Below are 16,557 nucleotides of genomic sequence, written 5' to 3' on the forward strand. Positions count from 1 at the left end.
GGGGGGCGTGGGAGACTCGGGCGTATGACGGGGTTGGCCGAGGTGACTGGGTCGGAGCGGGCGCTGCGGACGTTCCTGCACGGGCTGCCGGGGGTTGACCGGGTGGGCCTGGAACGACGGGCGGCGATGTTGGCCACCCGCTCAATCAAGGCGAGCGCGAAGGCGTACGCGATCGACCTGGCGATCCGCATGATCGATCTGACGACATTGGAAGGTTCGGACACGCCGGGCCGGGTCCGGTCGTTGTGCGCGAAGGCCCGCCGACCCGACCCGGCGGACCCGTCCTGCCCGGCCGTGGCCGCGGTCTGCGTGTACCCGTCGATGGCGCCGGTGGCCGCTGGAGAGCTGCACGGCAGCGGGGTGCGCCTGGCGAGTGTGGCGACGGCCTTCCCCTCCGGTCAGGCGCCGCTGGCGGTGAAGCTGGCGGAGGTGCGGGCGGCGGTCGCGGCCGGCGCGGAGGAGATCGACATGGTGATCAGCCGGGGCGAGTTCCTGGCCGGACGCTACGGCGCCGTGCACGAGGAGATCGTGGCGGTGAAGCAGGCGTGCGGCGACGCCCACCTCAAGGTGATCCTGGAGACCGGCGAGCTGGGCGGCTACGACAACGTCCGCCGGGCGTCGTGGCTGGCGATGCTGGCCGGCGCCGACTTCGTCAAGACGTCGACCGGCAAGATCCCGATCGCGGCGACGCCGCCGGTGACGCTGCTCATGCTGGAGGCGGTGCGCGACTTCCTGGCCGGGACCGGGCGTCAGGTGGGGGTGAAGCCGGCCGGTGGCATCCGTTCCAGCAAGGACGCGATCCGGTACCTGGTCCTGGTGAACGAGACCGCGGGGCCAGGGTGGCTGAGCCCGCAGTGGTTCCGGTTCGGTGCGTCGAGCCTGCTCAACGACCTGCTCAGGCAGCGGACGAAGCTGACCACCGGCGCGTACGCCGGTCCCGACGACGTGACGGTGGACTGATGTTCGAGTACGCGCCCGCCCCCGAGTCGACCGCGATCGTCGATCTTCGACCTTCATACGGCCTGTTCGTCGACGGGCGCTTCGTGCCGCCGGCTGGCGGGCGGGGTCGTGACACCGTCAACCCGGCGACTGAGCAGGTCCTGGCGGAGGTCGCCGAGGCCGACGAGGACGATGTGGACGCCGCGGTGGCAGCCGCCCGCCGGGCCTACGAAACGGCATGGGGGCCGATGCCCGGCCGGGAACGGGCCAAGCACCTGTTCCGGCTGGCCCGGATCATCGCGGAGCGGGGCCGTGAGCTGGCGGTGCTGGAGTCGCTGGACAACGGCAAGCCGATCCGGGAGGCCCGCGATGTGGACATCCCGCTGGCCAGCGCACACTTCTTCTACTATGCGGGCTGGGCCGACAAGCTGGGCTACGCCGGGTACGGGCCGCGGCCACAGCCGGTCGGCGTCGCCGGTCAGATCATTCCGTGGAACTTCCCGCTGCTCATGCTCGCCTGGAAGATCGCCCCGGCGTTGGCCTGCGGCAACACCGTCGTGCTCAAGCCAGCGGAGACCACGCCGTTGACGGCGCTGCTGTTCGCCGAAATCTGCCAGCAGGCGGAGCTGCCCGCGGGGGTGGTCAACATCGTCACCGGCGACGGGGCCACCGGCGCGGCGCTGGTCCGCCACCGGGGCGTCGACAAGATCGCCTTCACCGGTTCCACGAAGGTCGGCAAGGAGATCGCCCGCACCGTCGCCGGTACCGGCGCCCGGCTGAGTCTGGAGCTCGGCGGCAAGGCTGCCAACATCGTCTTCGACGACGCGCCGATCGACCAGGCCGTCGAGGGCATCGTCGACGGGATCTTCTTCAACCAGGGCCAGGTGTGCTGCGCCGGGTCGCGGCTGCTCGTCCAGGAGTCGATCGCCGACGAGCTGCTGGAGTCGCTCAAGCGGCGGGTCGCCCGGCTGCGGGTTGGCGACCCGTTGGACAAGAACACCGACATCGGGGCGATCAACTCGGCGGCGCAGCTGGCCCGCGTCCGGGAGTTGTCCGCCGCCGGGGACGCCGAGGGCGCGCACGCCTGGTCACCGCCCTGCGAACTGCCCGAACGCGGCTTCTGGTTCCCGCCCACGATCTTCACCGGGGTGTCCCCGGCGCACCGGATCGCCCGGGAGGAGATCTTCGGTCCGGTCCTGTCGGTGCTGACGTTCCGGACCCCGGACGAGGCGATCGCGAAGGCCAACAACACCACGTACGGGCTGTCGGCCGGCGTGTGGACCGAGAAGGGCTCGCGCATCCTGGCCGTCGCCGAGAAGCTGCGTGCCGGGGTGGTGTGGGCGAACACGTTCAACGTCTTCGACCCGGCGTCGCCGTTCGGCGGGTACAAAGAGTCCGGCTACGGTCGCGAGGGCGGCCGCCACGGTCTGGAGGCCTACCTTGCCTGAGCCGACCGCGCCGGACCGGGTCCCGGTCCACAAGACCTACAAGCTTTTCGTCGGCGGAAGGTTCCCCCGCAGCGAATCCGGACGGACGTACCAGGCGCAGGGAGCGAACGTGCCGCTGGCCTCACGCAAGGACCTGCGGGACGCCGTCGCCGCCGCCCGAGCCGCCCAGCCCGGCTGGGCCGGCGCGACCGCCTACCTGCGCGGGCAGATCCTCTACCGGGCGGCCGAGATGTTGGAGGGCCGCCGCGGAGAGCTTACCGCGCTGGGGGTCCGCGACGCCGAAGTGGAGCAGGCCGTCGACCGCTGGATCTGGTACGCCGGCTGGGCCGACAAGATCGCACAGGTCGCCGGTGGGGCCAACCCCGTGGCCGGGCCGTACCTCAACGTCTCCACCCCCGAGCCCACCGGCGTCGTCGGGGTGGTCGCCCCGGCCGGAACGCCGCTGCTGGGCCTGGTCAGCGTCATCGCGCCGGCCATCGTCGGGGGGAACACCGTCGTCGCGCTCGTCGACGAGGCGGCGCCGCTGCCGGCGATCACGCTCGGCGAGACGCTGGCGACCAGCGACCTGCCCCCGGGCGTCGTCAACCTCCTCACCGGCCGCGCCGCCGAGACCGCGCCGTGGCTGGCGGCGCACCGCGACGTCAACGGCCTCGACCTCGCCGGCGCCGATCCGGACCAGGCGGTGGCATGGGAACGCGCCGCAGCCGATAACCTCAAACGGGTGCTGCGCCCCGAACGCGCACCGGTTGACTGGACGGCCGACCCCGGCCCGCGTCGGATGCTGGCATGGTTGGAGACCAAGACCGTCTGGCACCCCAGGGGCCTATGAGGCGCCGGGGTGGGCACCCGACCCGCGCGCCCGACCACTAGGGTGTGCGCAGTATCACTGGCAGAGCGTAGAACCTACGGAGGTCACCGTGGCCGGCACTGAGCCGAACGCCCAGGAGCCCGAGACCAGCGCCGACTCGGCCGACCGGTCGCTGTGGACAGCTGCTGATGTCTCGCCCATCGAGATCGCGCTGCCCGCCGGGGTCGGCTACACGCTGCGGGCCTACCGTCCCTCGTCCGCGCTGCCGGGCACCGACATCGAGGGCCGCGAGGAGGACGAGGACCCGTTCGCCGCCCGCGCCGAGGAGGCGGACGAGGAAGAGGTCGTCATCCTCGACGAGGAGTACGCCGCGCTCGCCGCCGAGGCCGACGACACCGAGGAAGCAGCCGAGGCCGACGACAAGACCTCCGCCAAGGAGAAGGACGACGACGAAACCGCCGACGAGGAGGAGGAGGAGGAGGAGGAGGAGGAGGAGGAGGAGGTCCCCTACTTCCTCACCCACCGGGGCCGGCTACTGCTGTTCAAGAGCCCGGAGTCGCTGGCGTCGTTCGTCCGTTCGGGCGCCCCGCACGACCTGACCGACCTGGACGGTTGGGCCGATCTGGTCGAGGCTGTCGAGCCGACCCACGTCGTCGCCGCGCCCGAAGACATGTACGAATTGGACCTGGTCGTGGAAAACCTGCGCGGCGGTCACGACACGTGGGATCTGGATCTCATCATCCGTTCCGGCGAGATCGCCCGGGACCTCGGCTACGCGCTGCGCCTGGGCCCGGTCCTCACCGCGCTGTCGGCCGGCTCGCCGTTGGACGACCTCGACGACGCCATGCGGTCAGCCGCCGGTGGCGGAATGGGCGCCTTCTTTGGCCGCCGACGGATGCGAAAAATCGGGGCACAGCAGGCAAGTCTCGGCTGGCGGACGATTATCGGCAAGATCTCAGCCGTTGTGGACTGGCGCGACTGACCCCTCACCAGAGAGCATCAGTCGTCGACACATTGCGGTCAGGGAGGAGGCGACGACGTGACGCTCGTCCGGGTGTACTGCGGTCTCGCCGCGGCGGAATGGTCGAGCGAATCCCCGGTGGCTGGGGCGTCGCTGACCGCCGCCGTCGTCGATGACGCCGGACGACTGCTGGACATCTACGAGATCACGGACGACGCTGACGGCTACGCCGCGCTGACCGCGCTGCTGGCCGAACGTTCCACCGGCGACGCCGACGTCCCGATCGCGGTGCAGCGAGGCGACCGGATCGTCGCCTCGCTCGCCAGCGCCGCCGGCCGGCCGCTGGCACTCACCAGCGACGACGCCGCCGCCGACTACGCCGAGCGGTTCAGCGACGACGAGTCGGCCGAGGAGACCCAGGCGCCCGAGATCGAACGTCGGGCGATCGGACTGGCCCGGGCATTGCAGGCGGGAGCGCTGTGGGCGACCACGGTGCCAGCGCCCGCCGACCTCGTCGCCTGCCGACCGCTCCTGGTCGCCTACGGGGCGTTGACGGCGGCGCGTCAGGCCGCGGCCGTCGCCCTGCGCGAGGTGCTGCGCGAGGTGTACCCGGCGGCGCTGCGGGCCTTCGCCGACCCCACCTCCGCACTCTGCCTCGCGATCATCAACGAGTTCCCCGAGCCGGGCCTGGCGCGCGGCTCGGACGGCGACGCCCACGACATTCGCGCCCTCGCCGATCAGCTCGCGAGCGCCCAGATCGCCGACGCGGCCGAAGTCGGGTCGGCGCTGACGGCGCTGCGGGTCGCCGCGGCTGAGTCCGGAGCGGCCCCACGGGCCACCACCCCCGAGGTGACGGCTTTCGTGATCCGGCAGGCGATCGGCGCGGTCCGGGCTCAGGAGGCGGCCCAGACCGCGCTCGTCGGCGCCATCGACCGCCACCTCACCCAGGGCCGGCAGCCAGCCAACGTGGCCCCTGCCGCGCCAGCAGCCACCGCAGCGGCGCCCACGGCTGATGACCCGCTGGCCGTCGGCGGCCCAAGCGGCAACCGCGCCGGTCGCCTGACGACTCCGCCCACCCGCCGGCGCCCCACCGCTGGCGTCGCCTACTCGATCGAGGAAAGCCTCGGCGCCCTGCCGAAGTCGGCGCCATCGCCGCGGGTCGCGGACCCGGCGGCCGAACGCCCCGACACCGCGGGCCGGCGCCGGGCAGCGCCGGGGCAGCGCCCCACCCCAGCCGACATCGGCCAACCTTTCCGCGCCGAGGCCACCAAGGCCGAGATCGATCGGACGCGAGCCGAGCGGCTCGCCCACCCGAGCGCCCCGTTGCCGCCACGACCCACCACGCCGCGCCAGGCCGGCCCCGACGACCCGGCTGAGCCAACGCCACGCGCGGCGGCTCGGGCCAACTGGCCGTTGCAGGCGGAGGACAGCGCGGACAGCGACCTCGCCCGCCCCTTCCGGGACGAGAACAGCCGGCCGCCCCTCAGCAGGGTGAAACCGCCGTGGCAGTCGGACGATCTGCCGCCGGAGCCACCGGCGCTGCGGCTGGTGGACCAGAGCCCGCCGAGTTCCACCGGATCCGCCAACGGGTACGGATCCGTGTCGGGGCCTCAGCTACGGAGCGCCGACGAGAGCCGGCGGCTGGCCGCGGACGACCCACTGCCCTCCCCGTTCGGCGCCGACGGAGATGGCGACCTGCTCATCTTCGCGGCCACCCGGTCGGCGTGGTTCACCGGTCGGGACGCCGCCGCCAGCGATGTCAGTTGGACCTTCATCGCCGACTCCGGTTGGCGCGCGGCCGAGCAGGCGGCCCAGCCGTCCATCGGGGTAAGGACGACGGCGGGCCTGCCCCGCCGGGTCCCCAAGGCGAACCTGGTCCCCGGGTCCCCGGAGCAGCAGAAGCGGCCGTTGCGGATCGTGCGCGACGCGGCGAGCATCGCCGCCCACACCACCGGCTACTTCAGCGGGTGGCGGCGCGGGCAGGAGATCGGCGGTTACGCGGTCGGCGGGCGGCCGGGGCGCGACAGCGCCAGCGGCTGGGACTTCAGCAGAGCACCGCACGACGACGAGGGCGGCGACTACCGCGCCGCCACCCACTCGGGGGCCTGAGCCCGGGCGCCGTGGCGGCACGCCGCTGGGGCGCGGCCACGGCGCCCGGGGTCACGCCGGAGCGACGGCCCGGGTGCGGCGCATGGTGAGCACGTACTCGACGAGCGAGATGAGCACCTGCTTCGTGGACTCCCGGTTACGGGCGTCGCACGCCACCACGGGAACGTCACTGGAGATCGCCAACGCGTCCCGGACGTCGCGGGGGTCGTGGTACTGCATGCCGTCGAAGCAGTTGATGGCCACCAAGTAGGGCAGCCTTCGGTGCTCGAAGAAGTCGATCGCGGCGAAGCAGTCAGCCAGTCGACGGGTGTCGACCAGGACGACCGCGCCGATCGCGCCGCGCACCAGCTCATCCCACATGAACCAGAACCGGGTCTGACCCGGGGTTCCGAACAGGTAGAGGATGAGGTCCCGGTCGATGCTTATCCGGCCGAAGTCCATCGCCACCGTCGTGGTGGTCTTGCCGGGCACGTTACTGGTGTCGTCAACATCGACACCAGCGGACGTCATGATCGCCTCGGTGGTCAACGGAGTGATCTCCGAGACCGAGCCGACCAGGGTCGTCTTGCCGACGCCGAATCCACCGGCGATGACAATCTTCGCCGATGTCACCCGTCCCGAGCTCGGGCGATGGGCCATCTCAGAGCCTGCGTAGTCCACTCAGCACCCTCTCCAGCAGTTCCGTGCCCACCGCGTCGTTTCCATCTTCGAGCGACGTCGGCTCGTACACCGCCACCATGCCGTCAGCGGCCATGTCGGCGATGAGCACCCGTGCTACCCCCAACGGCAGCCGCATCTGCGCAGCGATCTCAGCGAGCGACTGAACGCGCCCGTCACAGAGCGAGGCGATGACCCGGTGCTCGCCGCCTCTGCCCCCGTTCGCGTTGGCGGAGCGCCCACGCGTGGTGGTCTCGACCAACGCCTCGATGGCGATCTCCAGGCGGGGCCGGGTCCGGCCTTGGGTGACGGCGTATGGACGCACGAGCGCGCCTGCCGGCTCGCCGCGGTCTTCCATCATCGCCGTCACCTCCTCTCCCACCTGAGCTACCACCGTGTCCACATCGTTGACAGCGATCAGCCCATCATGCCGGCTGCCGGGCGCGGCGCGGGCGTCAACGCCTCGCCGACCCGATCCACCAGCAGGGCCATCTCGTAACCGACCTGGCCAACGTCGCAACTGCGGGCCGCCAGCACCGCGAACGACGAGCCGTCCGAGATCGACATCAGGAAGAGGAAGCCGTTGTCCATCTCGACCACGGTCTGTAGGACTGCGCCGCCCTCGAAACAGCGGGCCGCGCCCTGGGTCAGGCTGACCAGCCCAGACGCGATCGCGGCGAGTTGGTCGGCGCGGTCGCGGGGCAGGTCACGGGAAGCGGCCAGCAGCAGACCGTCCGCCGACACGGCGACGGCGTGCGCGACCCCTGGCACGCGGTCGGCGAAGTTAGCGAGTAACCAGCCGAGGTCCTGCGTCGATGTCATGCCTCACGCTCCTTGCGAGCCTGCGTCGATGGCGACCCTGTCGGTGTTGACGGGGCGCCGCTGTCAGCGTCGTTCCGTGGCGATGTGCGGCCGCGCTGCACCCCGCGGTGATAGGCGGACAGAAGCCCACGTACGCCCTCGGGGCTACGGCGCTGCACAGCCGCCGACTCAGATTCAATACTGCCGGGCACGAGCTGCGCCATCGGCGTCCGCTTGGGCAGGCCTGCGGTCGTTGTCTCGGCCGGCGCTCCGTCGGCCAGCGCCTGGGCTGCGCGCCAGCCGTCGTCGGCGGCGGTGCGCCAGCCGGCCCGCTGGTCCGCGGCTACCCGTTCGGGCGACGCGGACCGTTCCGACGACCCGGATCGTTCGGACGACGCGGAGCGTTGTGACGGCGCGGGCGGGTCGGAGCGGACAGCAGTGGCGTCGGCCGTGGCCGGCGCGGGTCTGGCCGCCGGCGCCGTCCCGTTGAGGGGATCGGCGCCCAGCCGCTTCTCCAACGGCGACGAGCCGCCGTTCGCGGGACCCGTTCCGGGGGCACTGCCCTTGAACCCGGGCACGCTGCCGTTGACCTTGGCGGCGTTCTCGGTCGCCGCCGGCGCATGGGCGACCGGTGTCGCGGCGACGCTGGGCAGGCCCGGGCCTTCGGCGCCGGCCGGCTGGGACCGGAACCAGACCGACTCCAGCTCCCGGAAGATCGGCAGCTCCATTGTCTCGTCAGCGACCGCTGCCGTCGCGCTCAGCTGAGGCAGCTCCGCCGTCAGCTCACGGATCGGCGTCGCGTCCGCGGCGACGGGCGGCCAGGCGGCCGGTGGAGCGCTGGCGGCGCCGTTGGTCGGGGGCGCGGTCGGGTCGGCCGGCGTGGCGGACGACGGGCCGGTCAACGCGGCCGGCGCGGAGACAGTGGGCGCGCCGGCGATAGGCGGCGGGGCCCCGTTCGACGGGATGATCACCGCGGGGCGCTGACCGTCAACGCTCTCCGGCGAGCTGGCCTGGCGCGGGATGAACCCCCCACTGTCGGACGCCGACGGGACGAGGCCGTCCGGCGCGGGGTTCGGCTCACGACGAGGCAGGCCGTCGTTGCCGCCCGGACCCCCGGAGCCGCCGCCGTCGGCGGGTGGGGAGGTCGTGCCGACGCCGGTCGGCGCCCGGTGGCTGGCCAGCGCCTTCGCCGGCCCGGCGGGCTGGTCGCCAGGCCAGGCGGGAAGCTCACGCCGTGCGCCGACGGGAACGAACGCCGACGAGGCGGGCGGCGGCGGACGATCGGCGGCGACGAGGGCGCCTATGTCGGTACGGCCGCGCTGCGTCGCGCTCTCCGACGGCTCAGGCGCCGGCGGGACGCTCTGCGCCCACGAGGAGCTGAGCACCGACTCGGGCAGCAGGACCTCGGCGATGGTGCCGCGTTCAGGCGCCGCCCGCAGCTCGACCTTGACGCCGTGCCGGGCCGCCAGCCGGGCGACCACGACCAGGCCCATCATCCGGGAGATGGCGACATCGACCTGGGGTGGCATGGCGAGTCGTCGGTTCAGCTCGGTCATCTGCTCGGCCGAGATGCCGATGCCGCGGTCGGTGACCTGCAGGAGCACCTGCTCGCCGTGCTGGCGGCCCTCCACGACAATCGGCGAGTCCGGTGGCGAGAACGCGGTGGCGTTGTCGAACAGCTCGGCGATGAGGTGCACCATGTCGTTCACGCACTGTGCCGCGATGAGGGCGTCGGTGTCCAGGTCGCCGATGTCGATCCGCGTGTAGTGCTCCACCTCGGATTGGGCGGCGCGGAGCACGTCCGTGAGCGCGGCGGGCTCACGCTGGATGCGGGTGGAGTCGGCGCCGGCGAGGACCAGCAGGTTCTCGTCGTTGCGTCGCATCCGGGTGGCGAGGTGGTCGAGCTGGAACAGCTCGCCGAGCCGGTCCGGGTCCTCTTCGCTGCGCTCCAGCCGGTCGAGCTGACCGATGAGCCGATCGACCAGGGTCTGCGAACGGCGAGCCAGGTTGACGAACATGGTGGAGACCGAGGCGCGTAGTGCCGCCTGCTCCGCGGCGGTCCGCACGGCCTCCAGGTGGACGGCGTTGAACGCCTCGGTCACCTGACCGAACTCGTCGTTGCTGCGGACCGGGAGCGGCTCGGCGATCTGTAGCGCCGCCTGAGCCGGCGACAGGTTCGCCGACAGCGACGGGTCGCGCAGCCGGGCCACGGCCTGCGGGAGGCCGCGCTCGGCGACCGCCAACGCGCCGTGCTTGAGCTCGCGCAGCGAGCGGGCCATCGACCGGGCGACCAGCCAGGCGAACAGGACGGCCAGGAGCAGCATCCCCAGCAGCAGCCCGGTCTCCAGCAGCACCCGCTGGCGGACGTCGTCGCGGATGGCGGTCGCGTCGATCGCCGCCTGCCGGTCGAGCGAACGCTCGACCTGACGCAGCAGCTCGCCCTGCTCCCGCATGGCGGTGTCCCACTGCTCGGCGTTGAACGGCCGCTCCGGCAGGCGTGAATCGGCCCGCTGGCTGTTGAGGTATCCCTCGTAGGTCTCGGCCTTACGCAGGCCGGAGCCCGAGACGGTCTGCTCGTACCGCTGCCGCTCCTCGAGGGTGGCGACCGTCCGGAACGTCGCTACCGCCTGCCGCTCGCCGGACTGCGTGGAGAGGTAGTCGATCTGGAGTTTGGGCGTGTAGGCGCCGGCGCCGAGGATCTGGTGCACCACGACCCGGCGCTGGGACATGAAGTCCTTGATCCGGGAGACCTCGGTGGCGGCCCGCATGTGCGCGTTGAGGGCGTTGTCGTCGGCCAGGTGGGCGCCGGCGTCGCGCACGGAGAGCAGGTCGCTGAGCAACGTCTGGTAGGAGAACGCGGCGTCAGTCAACGCGATCTTGCCGTCGCGGACCTGGCTACGGACGCCGTCGAGCGCGGCGAGGTGGTTGTCGACGTCGTCGAGCAGGCCACGAACGTTGCCCGGTAGACCGGTGAGGGCGCTCCGCTGCTGGGTGTACGGGGCGACGGAGCGGCTGACGGCCCCGCTGGCGGACTCGAACGACTGGCGGGCGCGCTCGCGCGCCGCGCCGTCCGGCGCGGAGAGCAGCATCGAGCCGCTGGCCCGCTCGTTCTGCAGGTCGTGCACGAGCTGGCCGGCGCTCTGGGACAGGCCGGCGAGGTTACGGGCGCGCTCGGCGCTGGCCTGGGTCTGGATGTGGCCGATGAGGCCGTTGGTGCCGACGATCACGGTGGCGATGGTCGGCACGATCATGATGAGACCGAGCTTCGCCCAGATCGGCGCGTCCCGGAGCCGGCCCATCGGCCGACGGAGGCGAGCCACGGCGGTGTCGGACGCCGTCGTGTTCCTGCTCATGTCACCACCCTCCTCGGCCTGCTCTCGCCGGGCGCCCGCAGTCGGGACGCCGGACCTGCCCGATGCCGCTTGGTTCGGGGCAGTGCGGATCGATCGGCGTCACCAACCGACCCGGAGATTCCACCACGTCGCAAATCAAAGAGAAAGTCCACCTCGGAGCGAGGACCGTCCTGGGACGGTTTGACGTAATCTTCAGCGCGCTTCCGATATAACCGATTCAGCAGCACATACTTTCTGTGTGATTAGTCCGGTTAAGAACTAATCTCCCTAACTGCCCATGCAGGCCCAGCGAACATCCACGGACATCGACACGTGACATGCGCCACTGAGATCGACGACGACCACTGAGCGGACCAGCCACAGCTTGCCGAGCCTATCCGCTGTCAGTCGCCCCGGGATCTGGCCGTCCGGACGCCTGGCCGTTGACCCGAAAAGCCAGACCTTCCCCGACGAAAGGTCGCCGAACGCCCGCATCCACCGCGAGCATCCCCTCGTTCCCCTTGAGGGGAGTCTGTGTCGAGCGCGCCTAACCGAGCGCCGCGTACCCTGGCTTGACGACCTCGTCGATCAGCGCCAGCCGTTCGTCGAACGGGATGAACGCGCTCTTGAGCGCGTTGACCGTCAACCAGCGCATGTCGCCCCAACCCCAACCGAACGCCTCGATCAGCAGCGCCATCTCGTGCGACAGCGAGGTTCCGCTCATCAGTCTGTTGTCGGTGTTGACGGTGACCCGGAAGCTCAGATCGCGCAGCAACCCGATCGGATGCCTGGCGATCGACTCGACCGCGCCGGTCTGCACATTGGACGACGGGCACAACTCCAACGGGATCCGCTTGTCCCGGACGTACGCCGCGAGCCGCCCGAGCCGCGGGGGGCCGCCGTCGGCGGGAATCTCGATATCGTCGACGATCCGGACGCCGTGCCCGAGCCGGTCCGCGCCGCACCACTGGATCGCCTGCCAGATCGACGGCAGCCCGAACGCCTCCCCGGCGTGGATGGTGAAGTGGGAGTTCTCGCGCTGCAGGTACTCGAACGCGTCCAGGTGCCGGGTGGGCGGGTACCCGGCCTCGGCGCCGGCAATGTCGAAACCGACCACCCCGACGTCCCGGTACCGCACCGCCAGCTCGGCGATCTCCTGGGAGCGGGCGGCATGCCGCATCGCGGTGAGCAGGGTGCCGACCCGCAGCCGACCGCCGGCCGCCGCCACCTCCGCCACGCCCTCGGCGAACCCGCCGATGACCTCCTTCACCACCTCGTCGAGGGACAGGCCACGTTCGAGGTGCTGCTCCGGGGCGAAGCGGACCTCGGCGTAGACGATGCCGTCGTCGGCCAGGTCGAGCGCGCACTCGCGGGCGACCCGGCGCAGCGAGGCTGCGGTCTGCATCACGGCCACGGTGTGGGCGAAGGTCTCCAGGTACCGCTCCAGCGAGCCGGAGTCGGCGGCCGAGACGAACCACCGCCGCAGGGCATCCGGATCGTCGGTGGGCAACACATGGCCGACAGCACCCGCCAGCTCCACGATCGTGGCCGGGCGCAGGCCTCCGTCAAGGTGGTCGTGAAGCAACGCCTTCGGGGCCCTGCGGATCGCGTCGAACGAGACTGCCACCATGAGAAGACCCTAATCCCCGGAGCGTCATGAGCAACCACGTTGAGCGATGACATCGTCCGACATCTGCGCTGCCCGGTCTGCGGCGACGCGCTGTCGTCCGGCGACGGCGCGCTGCGATGCGCCGCCGGCCACAGTCACGACATGGCGCGACAGGGCTATGTGAACCTCACCGCCGGACGGGCCCCGCACACCGGCGACACCGCGCCGATGGTCGCCGCCCGCGTCGCGTTCCTGGGCGCGGGGCACTTCGGCCCGCTGGCCGCGGCGCTGATCAGGGCCGTCGCTGCCGCGCTGGCCGGACCCACGGCGCTGGCCGGACCCACGGCGCTGGCCGGACCGCCGCCGCTGATCGTGGACGCGGGCGCGGGGACCGGTCACCACCTGGCCGCGGTCCTCGATGCCCACCCGCAGGCGGTCGGGCTCGCCCTGGACGCCTCCAAGCCGGCGGTCCGCCGGGCGGCGCGGGCGCACCCACGCGCGCTGGCGGCCGTCTGTGACGTCTGGGGGCGGCTGCCGCTGGCGGACGGCTGCGCCGCCGCGCTGCTCGATGTCTTCGCGCCCCGCAACGGCGCCGAGTTCCGTCGGGCGCTGCGGCCCGACGGGACGCTGGTGGTGGCGACACCCGCTCTGGACCACCTGACGGAGCTGGTCGCCGGGTTGGGGCTGCTGCGGGTCGACCCGGAGAAGCCGGGACGGATCACCGCGAGCCTGGGCCCGGGGTGGTCGGTCATCGGCGAGGAGGTTGTCCGTTGGCGGCTGAGCCTGTCCAGGTCGGAGGTGGCCACGCTGGTGTCGATGGGCCCGAGCGCCCGGCACCTGGCGCCGGCTGAGCTGGAGCGGTTGGTGTCCAGGCTGCCGACGCCGATGGCGGTGGGCGCCGCGGTCCGGGTCACCCGGCACCGGCCGAGCTGACCGGGCGGCCCGGACCGGGCCAACCGGAGCGGCGGCCGTCGCCGACCGCGACGGCGCCGGTCCGGGACGCCTGAGCCTCCCGCCCGCCACTCGCCCAGCTACCACTGTGGACCTTCTGCCTCATCACCTGCAACGGACCCGAGGGACGTCGGTCCTCAGGTCGACAGGTCGACTTCCTCCCAGCCCGGAGGCGGGTCGTGGAACGGCCCGCGCAGGATCACCGCCCACTCCAACGCCCACCGACGCTGGCCGATGGTGTTCGCGTCGATGGTCCCCGGCAGCCGCAATCCGGCCCGCTCAGCCTCCAGATAACCCCAGTCCAGGCAGTAGTACAGATCCAGGACCGCGGCCACCTCCGCCGCGTGACGAGGCGCCACCAGGGTGCGGGAGCGCCACTGGGGATAACTCTCCCGCGACGGCAGATGCGGCAACTGGCTGACGAGCCGGCGATCCGACGGGCGGGCCGGATCGAGATGGGCGCTGAGCCCCAACATCCAGGACAGCGCGTAGATCGCCTCCAAATGCAGGACGAACGCCCGCGGGTCACCCTCGCCGGAGGTGAGGAAACGCCACTCCGGAGCGGTGACGCCTTCGATGAGGCGCGCCTGTAGCAACCACCCCATGGCGTCCTCCTGCGGGAGCCCGAAACACCGGGCCAGCACCACGTTGAGGATCGCCAGACGCCCCTCCAGGTCGGTGGTCGGCCGCAGCTCTACGGTGTCGCCCGGCTCCCAGACAAGGGGGAAACTCTTCGGGGGCAGGGGCAGGCCGAGTCGTCGCAGCTCGCCGATGCTGGCCGCGCGCACAGATCGAGGGTGGTGCGCGGAAACGCTCACGCCTATCGATTCCTGCCGTGAGGAGGCGGTGTCGGCTGGCGAGCCTAGCGCCGGATCAGGCCGGCGACCATAGCCGAACGCACAGTCTCAACCCACCCGGTCGAGCACCACCGGACCCGTCGGCGGCAGGTCAGCGCCGATCGTGAACGCCGCAGCGGCCAGCTCGGCTGCTGGACCGAGCCGGTCGGGCTCGTCGGCGCGCAGCTCGCACAACACCTCGCCAGCACGCACCCGGTCGCCTGGACGACGGCGCAACAGCACCCCCGCGCCGGCGCTGACCGCGTCCTCCTTGCGCGCCCGGCCCGCCCCCAGCCGCCACGCGGCCATGCCGATCCCGTAGGCGCCGACAGCGGACACCACCCCGTCCCGGGGCGCGCGCACGGTCTCGGACACCGCGGCGACCGGCAGCGGGGCGTCCGGGTCACCGCCCTGGGCCCGGATCATCGCCCGCCACACGTCCATGGCGCGGCCGTCCGCGAGCGCCGCCGCCGGGTCGGTGTCCGGCAACCCGGCCACGTCCAGCATCTCGCGGGCCAACGCCAGGGTGAGCCCGACGACGTCCGCCGGCCCGCCCCCGGCCAGCACCTCGACCGACTCGGCGACCTCGACGGCGTTGCCGACCGCCAGCCCCAGCGGCGTCGCCATGTCGGTCAGCATCGCGACGGTCCGGACCCCAGCGGCCGCCCCGATGTCGACCATGGCCGTGGCCAGCGCCCGCGCCTGGCCGAGGTCCTTCATGAACGCGCCAGAGCCGACCTTGACGTCGAGGACGAGCGCCCCGGCGCCCTCCGCGATCTTCTTGCTCATGATCGAGCTGGCGATGAGCGGGATGGACTCGACGGTGCCGGTGACGTCCCGCAACGCGTACAGCTTGCGGTCAGCCGGCGCCAGCTTCTCGCCGGCTGCGCAGATGACGGCCCCCACCTCGGCCAGCTGGGCGAGGAAGGTTGAGTTCGGCAACGACGCCCGCCAACCGGGGATCGACTCCAGCTTGTCCAACGTGCCGCCGGTGTGCCCCAGGCCGCGGCCCGACAGCTGCGGCACCGCCGCTCCGCAGGCAGCGACCAGCGGCGCCAGCGGCAGCGTGATCTTGTCTCCTACGCCGCCGGTGGAGTGCTTGTCCACAGTGGGACGCGCCGACGACGACAGGTCCAACCGTTCGCCGCTGGCGATCATGGCGGTGGTCCACCGGGACAGCTCGGCCCGGGACATCCCCCGCAGCAGGATCGCCATCGCCAGGGCGGCCATCTGCTCGTCAGCGAACTCGCCGCGGGTGTAGACCTCGATCGTCCAGTCGATCTGGGCGTCGGTCAGGGCGTGTCCGTCGCGCTTGGCCCGGATGACGTCCACCGCGGTGAACGCGCCGCCGGTCACGACCAGCCCCCCGAGGCCGCCCAACGCCGTGGCGCCTCCGGCGGCGGATCCCCGCCGCCGGCCCACCGGGCGGCGCCCTCGTCGTCGATGACCACCACCCGTTCGGTGCGGGCCCGCCCCCATGCCACCGCCTCGGTGACATCACCCCAGGTGGGGGCCTCCTCGATGATGCGCGGCCCGTCACCCGGCGGGGGCGCCCCGGGCTCGGCCCGCTCCCAGTAACCGGTCCACATCTCCACCCCGTTCACCAGATCCGGATGGACGATGACAGTGCCGCGGCCCCGCCACGAGGCGAACCGGGCGGGCACGACCGGCGCGTGCGCCGGTCGCTCGCTGGCGGCGTCCAGGTCGGCGACGTCGAAGGCGTCCGGCAGCAGCTCCGCCATGGCGCGCGGTCCCTCGCCGGCATCGACCAGGCAGTCGGGGCCACCGTGCTCCCACAGCAACTGGCGGCAGCGACCGCACGGCATGAGCGGCGCGCCCGACCCGTCCACGCAGGCCAGCGCCACCAGCCGCCCGCCGCCGGAGGCGTGCAGTTGGGACACCACCCCGCACTCGGCGCACAGGGTGGTCCCGTAGGAGGCGTTCTCGACGTTGCAGCCGGTCACCACCCGGCCGTCGTCGACGAGCGCGGCCGCCCCGACCGGGAACCGGGAGTAGGGCGCGTACGCACGCCGCATCGCCTCCGTGGCCGCCACCCGCAACGCCGTCCAGTCGATGTCCACGCAGCCGACCCTACCGGCGCGGCGG

General features: G+C 72.3%; 14 protein-coding genes. 6 read left to right on the plus strand and 8 right to left on the minus strand.

The genetic code is table 11. From position 1 onward, the window contains the following. Positions 1–24 precede the first annotated feature (24 nt). From deoC to ABD287_RS11650, 5 genes are all read left to right on the plus strand, one after another. The gene (gene deoC / locus ABD287_RS11630) at positions 25–960 is read left to right on the plus strand and encodes a deoxyribose-phosphate aldolase (protein ID WP_344172130.1); all 936 of its coding nucleotides are present in this window, start codon (positions 25–27) and stop codon (positions 958–960) included. Then, a complete protein-coding gene (locus ABD287_RS11635) occupies positions 960–2,387 on the plus strand; it encodes an aldehyde dehydrogenase family protein (protein ID WP_344172132.1) in 1,428 nt (475 codons plus the stop codon). Before deoC ends, ABD287_RS11635 begins: the two co-directional genes overlap by 1 nt. After that, positions 2,380–3,216 (plus strand): aldehyde dehydrogenase family protein, encoded by an 837-nt coding sequence (locus ABD287_RS11640; protein ID WP_344172134.1) that lies wholly within the window; start codon positions 2,380–2,382, stop codon positions 3,214–3,216. Before ABD287_RS11635 ends, ABD287_RS11640 begins: the two co-directional genes overlap by 8 nt. An 88-nt stretch (positions 3,217–3,304) precedes the next feature. Next, positions 3,305–4,177, plus strand: coding sequence for a DNA primase (locus ABD287_RS11645; protein ID WP_344172136.1), 873 nt, complete (start codon positions 3,305–3,307; stop codon positions 4,175–4,177). Positions 4,178–4,234: 57 nt separating this feature from the next. Next, the gene (locus tag ABD287_RS11650) at positions 4,235–6,265 is read left to right on the plus strand and encodes a transposase (protein WP_344172138.1); all 2,031 of its coding nucleotides are present in this window, start codon (positions 4,235–4,237) and stop codon (positions 6,263–6,265) included. A 51-nt stretch (positions 6,266–6,316) separates the two neighbouring features. On the opposite strand, the gene ABD287_RS11655 is transcribed toward ABD287_RS11650, so the two are convergent. The 5 genes from ABD287_RS11655 to ABD287_RS11675 all read right to left on the minus strand — a co-directional run bounded on the left by ABD287_RS11655 (position 6,317) and on the right by ABD287_RS11675 (position 12,685). Continuing rightward, on the minus strand, positions 6,317–6,904 hold the full coding sequence (locus tag ABD287_RS11655; RefSeq protein ID WP_344172140.1) for a GTP-binding protein: 588 nt from the start codon (positions 6,902–6,904) through the stop codon (positions 6,317–6,319). A 1-nt stretch (position 6,905) separates the two neighbouring features. Then, complete coding sequence (locus ABD287_RS11660) at positions 6,906–7,280, minus strand: DUF742 domain-containing protein (protein ID WP_344172209.1); 375 nt, start codon at positions 7,278–7,280, stop codon at positions 6,906–6,908. A gap of 59 nt (positions 7,281–7,339) precedes the next feature. Further along, positions 7,340–7,744, minus strand: a complete 405-nt coding sequence (locus ABD287_RS11665) for a roadblock/LC7 domain-containing protein (protein ID WP_344172142.1) — start codon at positions 7,742–7,744, stop codon at positions 7,340–7,342. After that, positions 7,741–11,076 carry a sensor histidine kinase gene (locus ABD287_RS11670; RefSeq protein WP_344172144.1) on the minus strand — a complete coding sequence of 1,112 codons (3,336 nt, stop codon included), beginning with the start codon at positions 11,074–11,076 and terminating at the stop codon, positions 7,741–7,743. The genes ABD287_RS11665 and ABD287_RS11670 overlap by 4 nt, the downstream gene beginning before the upstream one ends. A gap of 526 nt (positions 11,077–11,602) precedes the next feature. After that, positions 11,603–12,685 (minus strand): adenosine deaminase, encoded by a 1,083-nt coding sequence (locus ABD287_RS11675; RefSeq protein WP_344172146.1) that lies wholly within the window; start codon positions 12,683–12,685, stop codon positions 11,603–11,605. A gap of 39 nt (positions 12,686–12,724) precedes the next feature. Between ABD287_RS11675 and ABD287_RS11680 the strand changes: the two genes are divergently transcribed. Continuing rightward, entirely contained in the window at positions 12,725–13,597 is an 873-nt protein-coding gene (locus ABD287_RS11680; protein ID WP_344172148.1) for a putative RNA methyltransferase, read from the plus strand. 155 nt (positions 13,598–13,752) lie between these two features. Here ABD287_RS11680 and ABD287_RS11685 read toward each other — a convergent pair whose 3' ends face one another. The 3 genes from ABD287_RS11685 to ABD287_RS11695 all read right to left on the minus strand — a co-directional run bounded on the left by ABD287_RS11685 (position 13,753) and on the right by ABD287_RS11695 (position 16,532). Then, a complete protein-coding gene (locus ABD287_RS11685) occupies positions 13,753–14,433 on the minus strand; it encodes a DUF4272 domain-containing protein (protein WP_344172150.1) in 681 nt (226 codons plus the stop codon). 87 nt (positions 14,434–14,520) lie between these two features. Further along, complete coding sequence (locus ABD287_RS11690; RefSeq protein WP_344172152.1) at positions 14,521–15,807, minus strand: thymidine phosphorylase; 1,287 nt, start codon at positions 15,805–15,807, stop codon at positions 14,521–14,523. Beyond that, on the minus strand, positions 15,804–16,532 hold the full coding sequence (locus tag ABD287_RS11695; RefSeq protein ID WP_344172154.1) for a cytidine deaminase: 729 nt from the start codon (positions 16,530–16,532) through the stop codon (positions 15,804–15,806). The genes ABD287_RS11690 and ABD287_RS11695 overlap by 4 nt, the downstream gene beginning before the upstream one ends. Between the last annotated feature and the right edge of the window lie 25 nt (positions 16,533–16,557).

Origin of the sequence: Pilimelia columellifera subsp. columellifera (assembly GCF_039532605.1) — a bacterium.
GTDB lineage: Bacteria > Actinomycetota > Actinomycetes > Mycobacteriales > Micromonosporaceae > Pilimelia > Pilimelia columellifera.

Bases quoted from the DNA above. Each gene is read 5' to 3' on its own strand.
- deoC (WP_344172130.1), top strand. From the start codon at position 25: ATGACGGGGTTGGCCGAGGTGACTGGGTCGGAGCGGGCGCTGCGGACG.
- ABD287_RS11635 (WP_344172132.1), top strand. From the start codon at position 960: ATGTTCGAGTACGCGCCCGCCCCCGAGTCGACCGCGATCGTCGATCTT.
- ABD287_RS11655 (WP_344172140.1), bottom strand. From the start codon at position 6,904: ATGGCCCATCGCCCGAGCTCGGGACGGGTGACATCGGCGAAGATTGTC.
- ABD287_RS11675 (WP_344172146.1), bottom strand. From the start codon at position 12,685: ATGGTGGCAGTCTCGTTCGACGCGATCCGCAGGGCCCCGAAGGCGTTG.
- ABD287_RS11660 (WP_344172209.1), bottom strand. From the start codon at position 7,280: ATGGAAGACCGCGGCGAGCCGGCAGGCGCGCTCGTGCGTCCATACGCC.
- ABD287_RS11670 (WP_344172144.1), bottom strand. From the start codon at position 11,076: ATGAGCAGGAACACGACGGCGTCCGACACCGCCGTGGCTCGCCTCCGT.
- ABD287_RS11665 (WP_344172142.1), bottom strand. From the start codon at position 7,744: ATGACATCGACGCAGGACCTCGGCTGGTTACTCGCTAACTTCGCCGAC.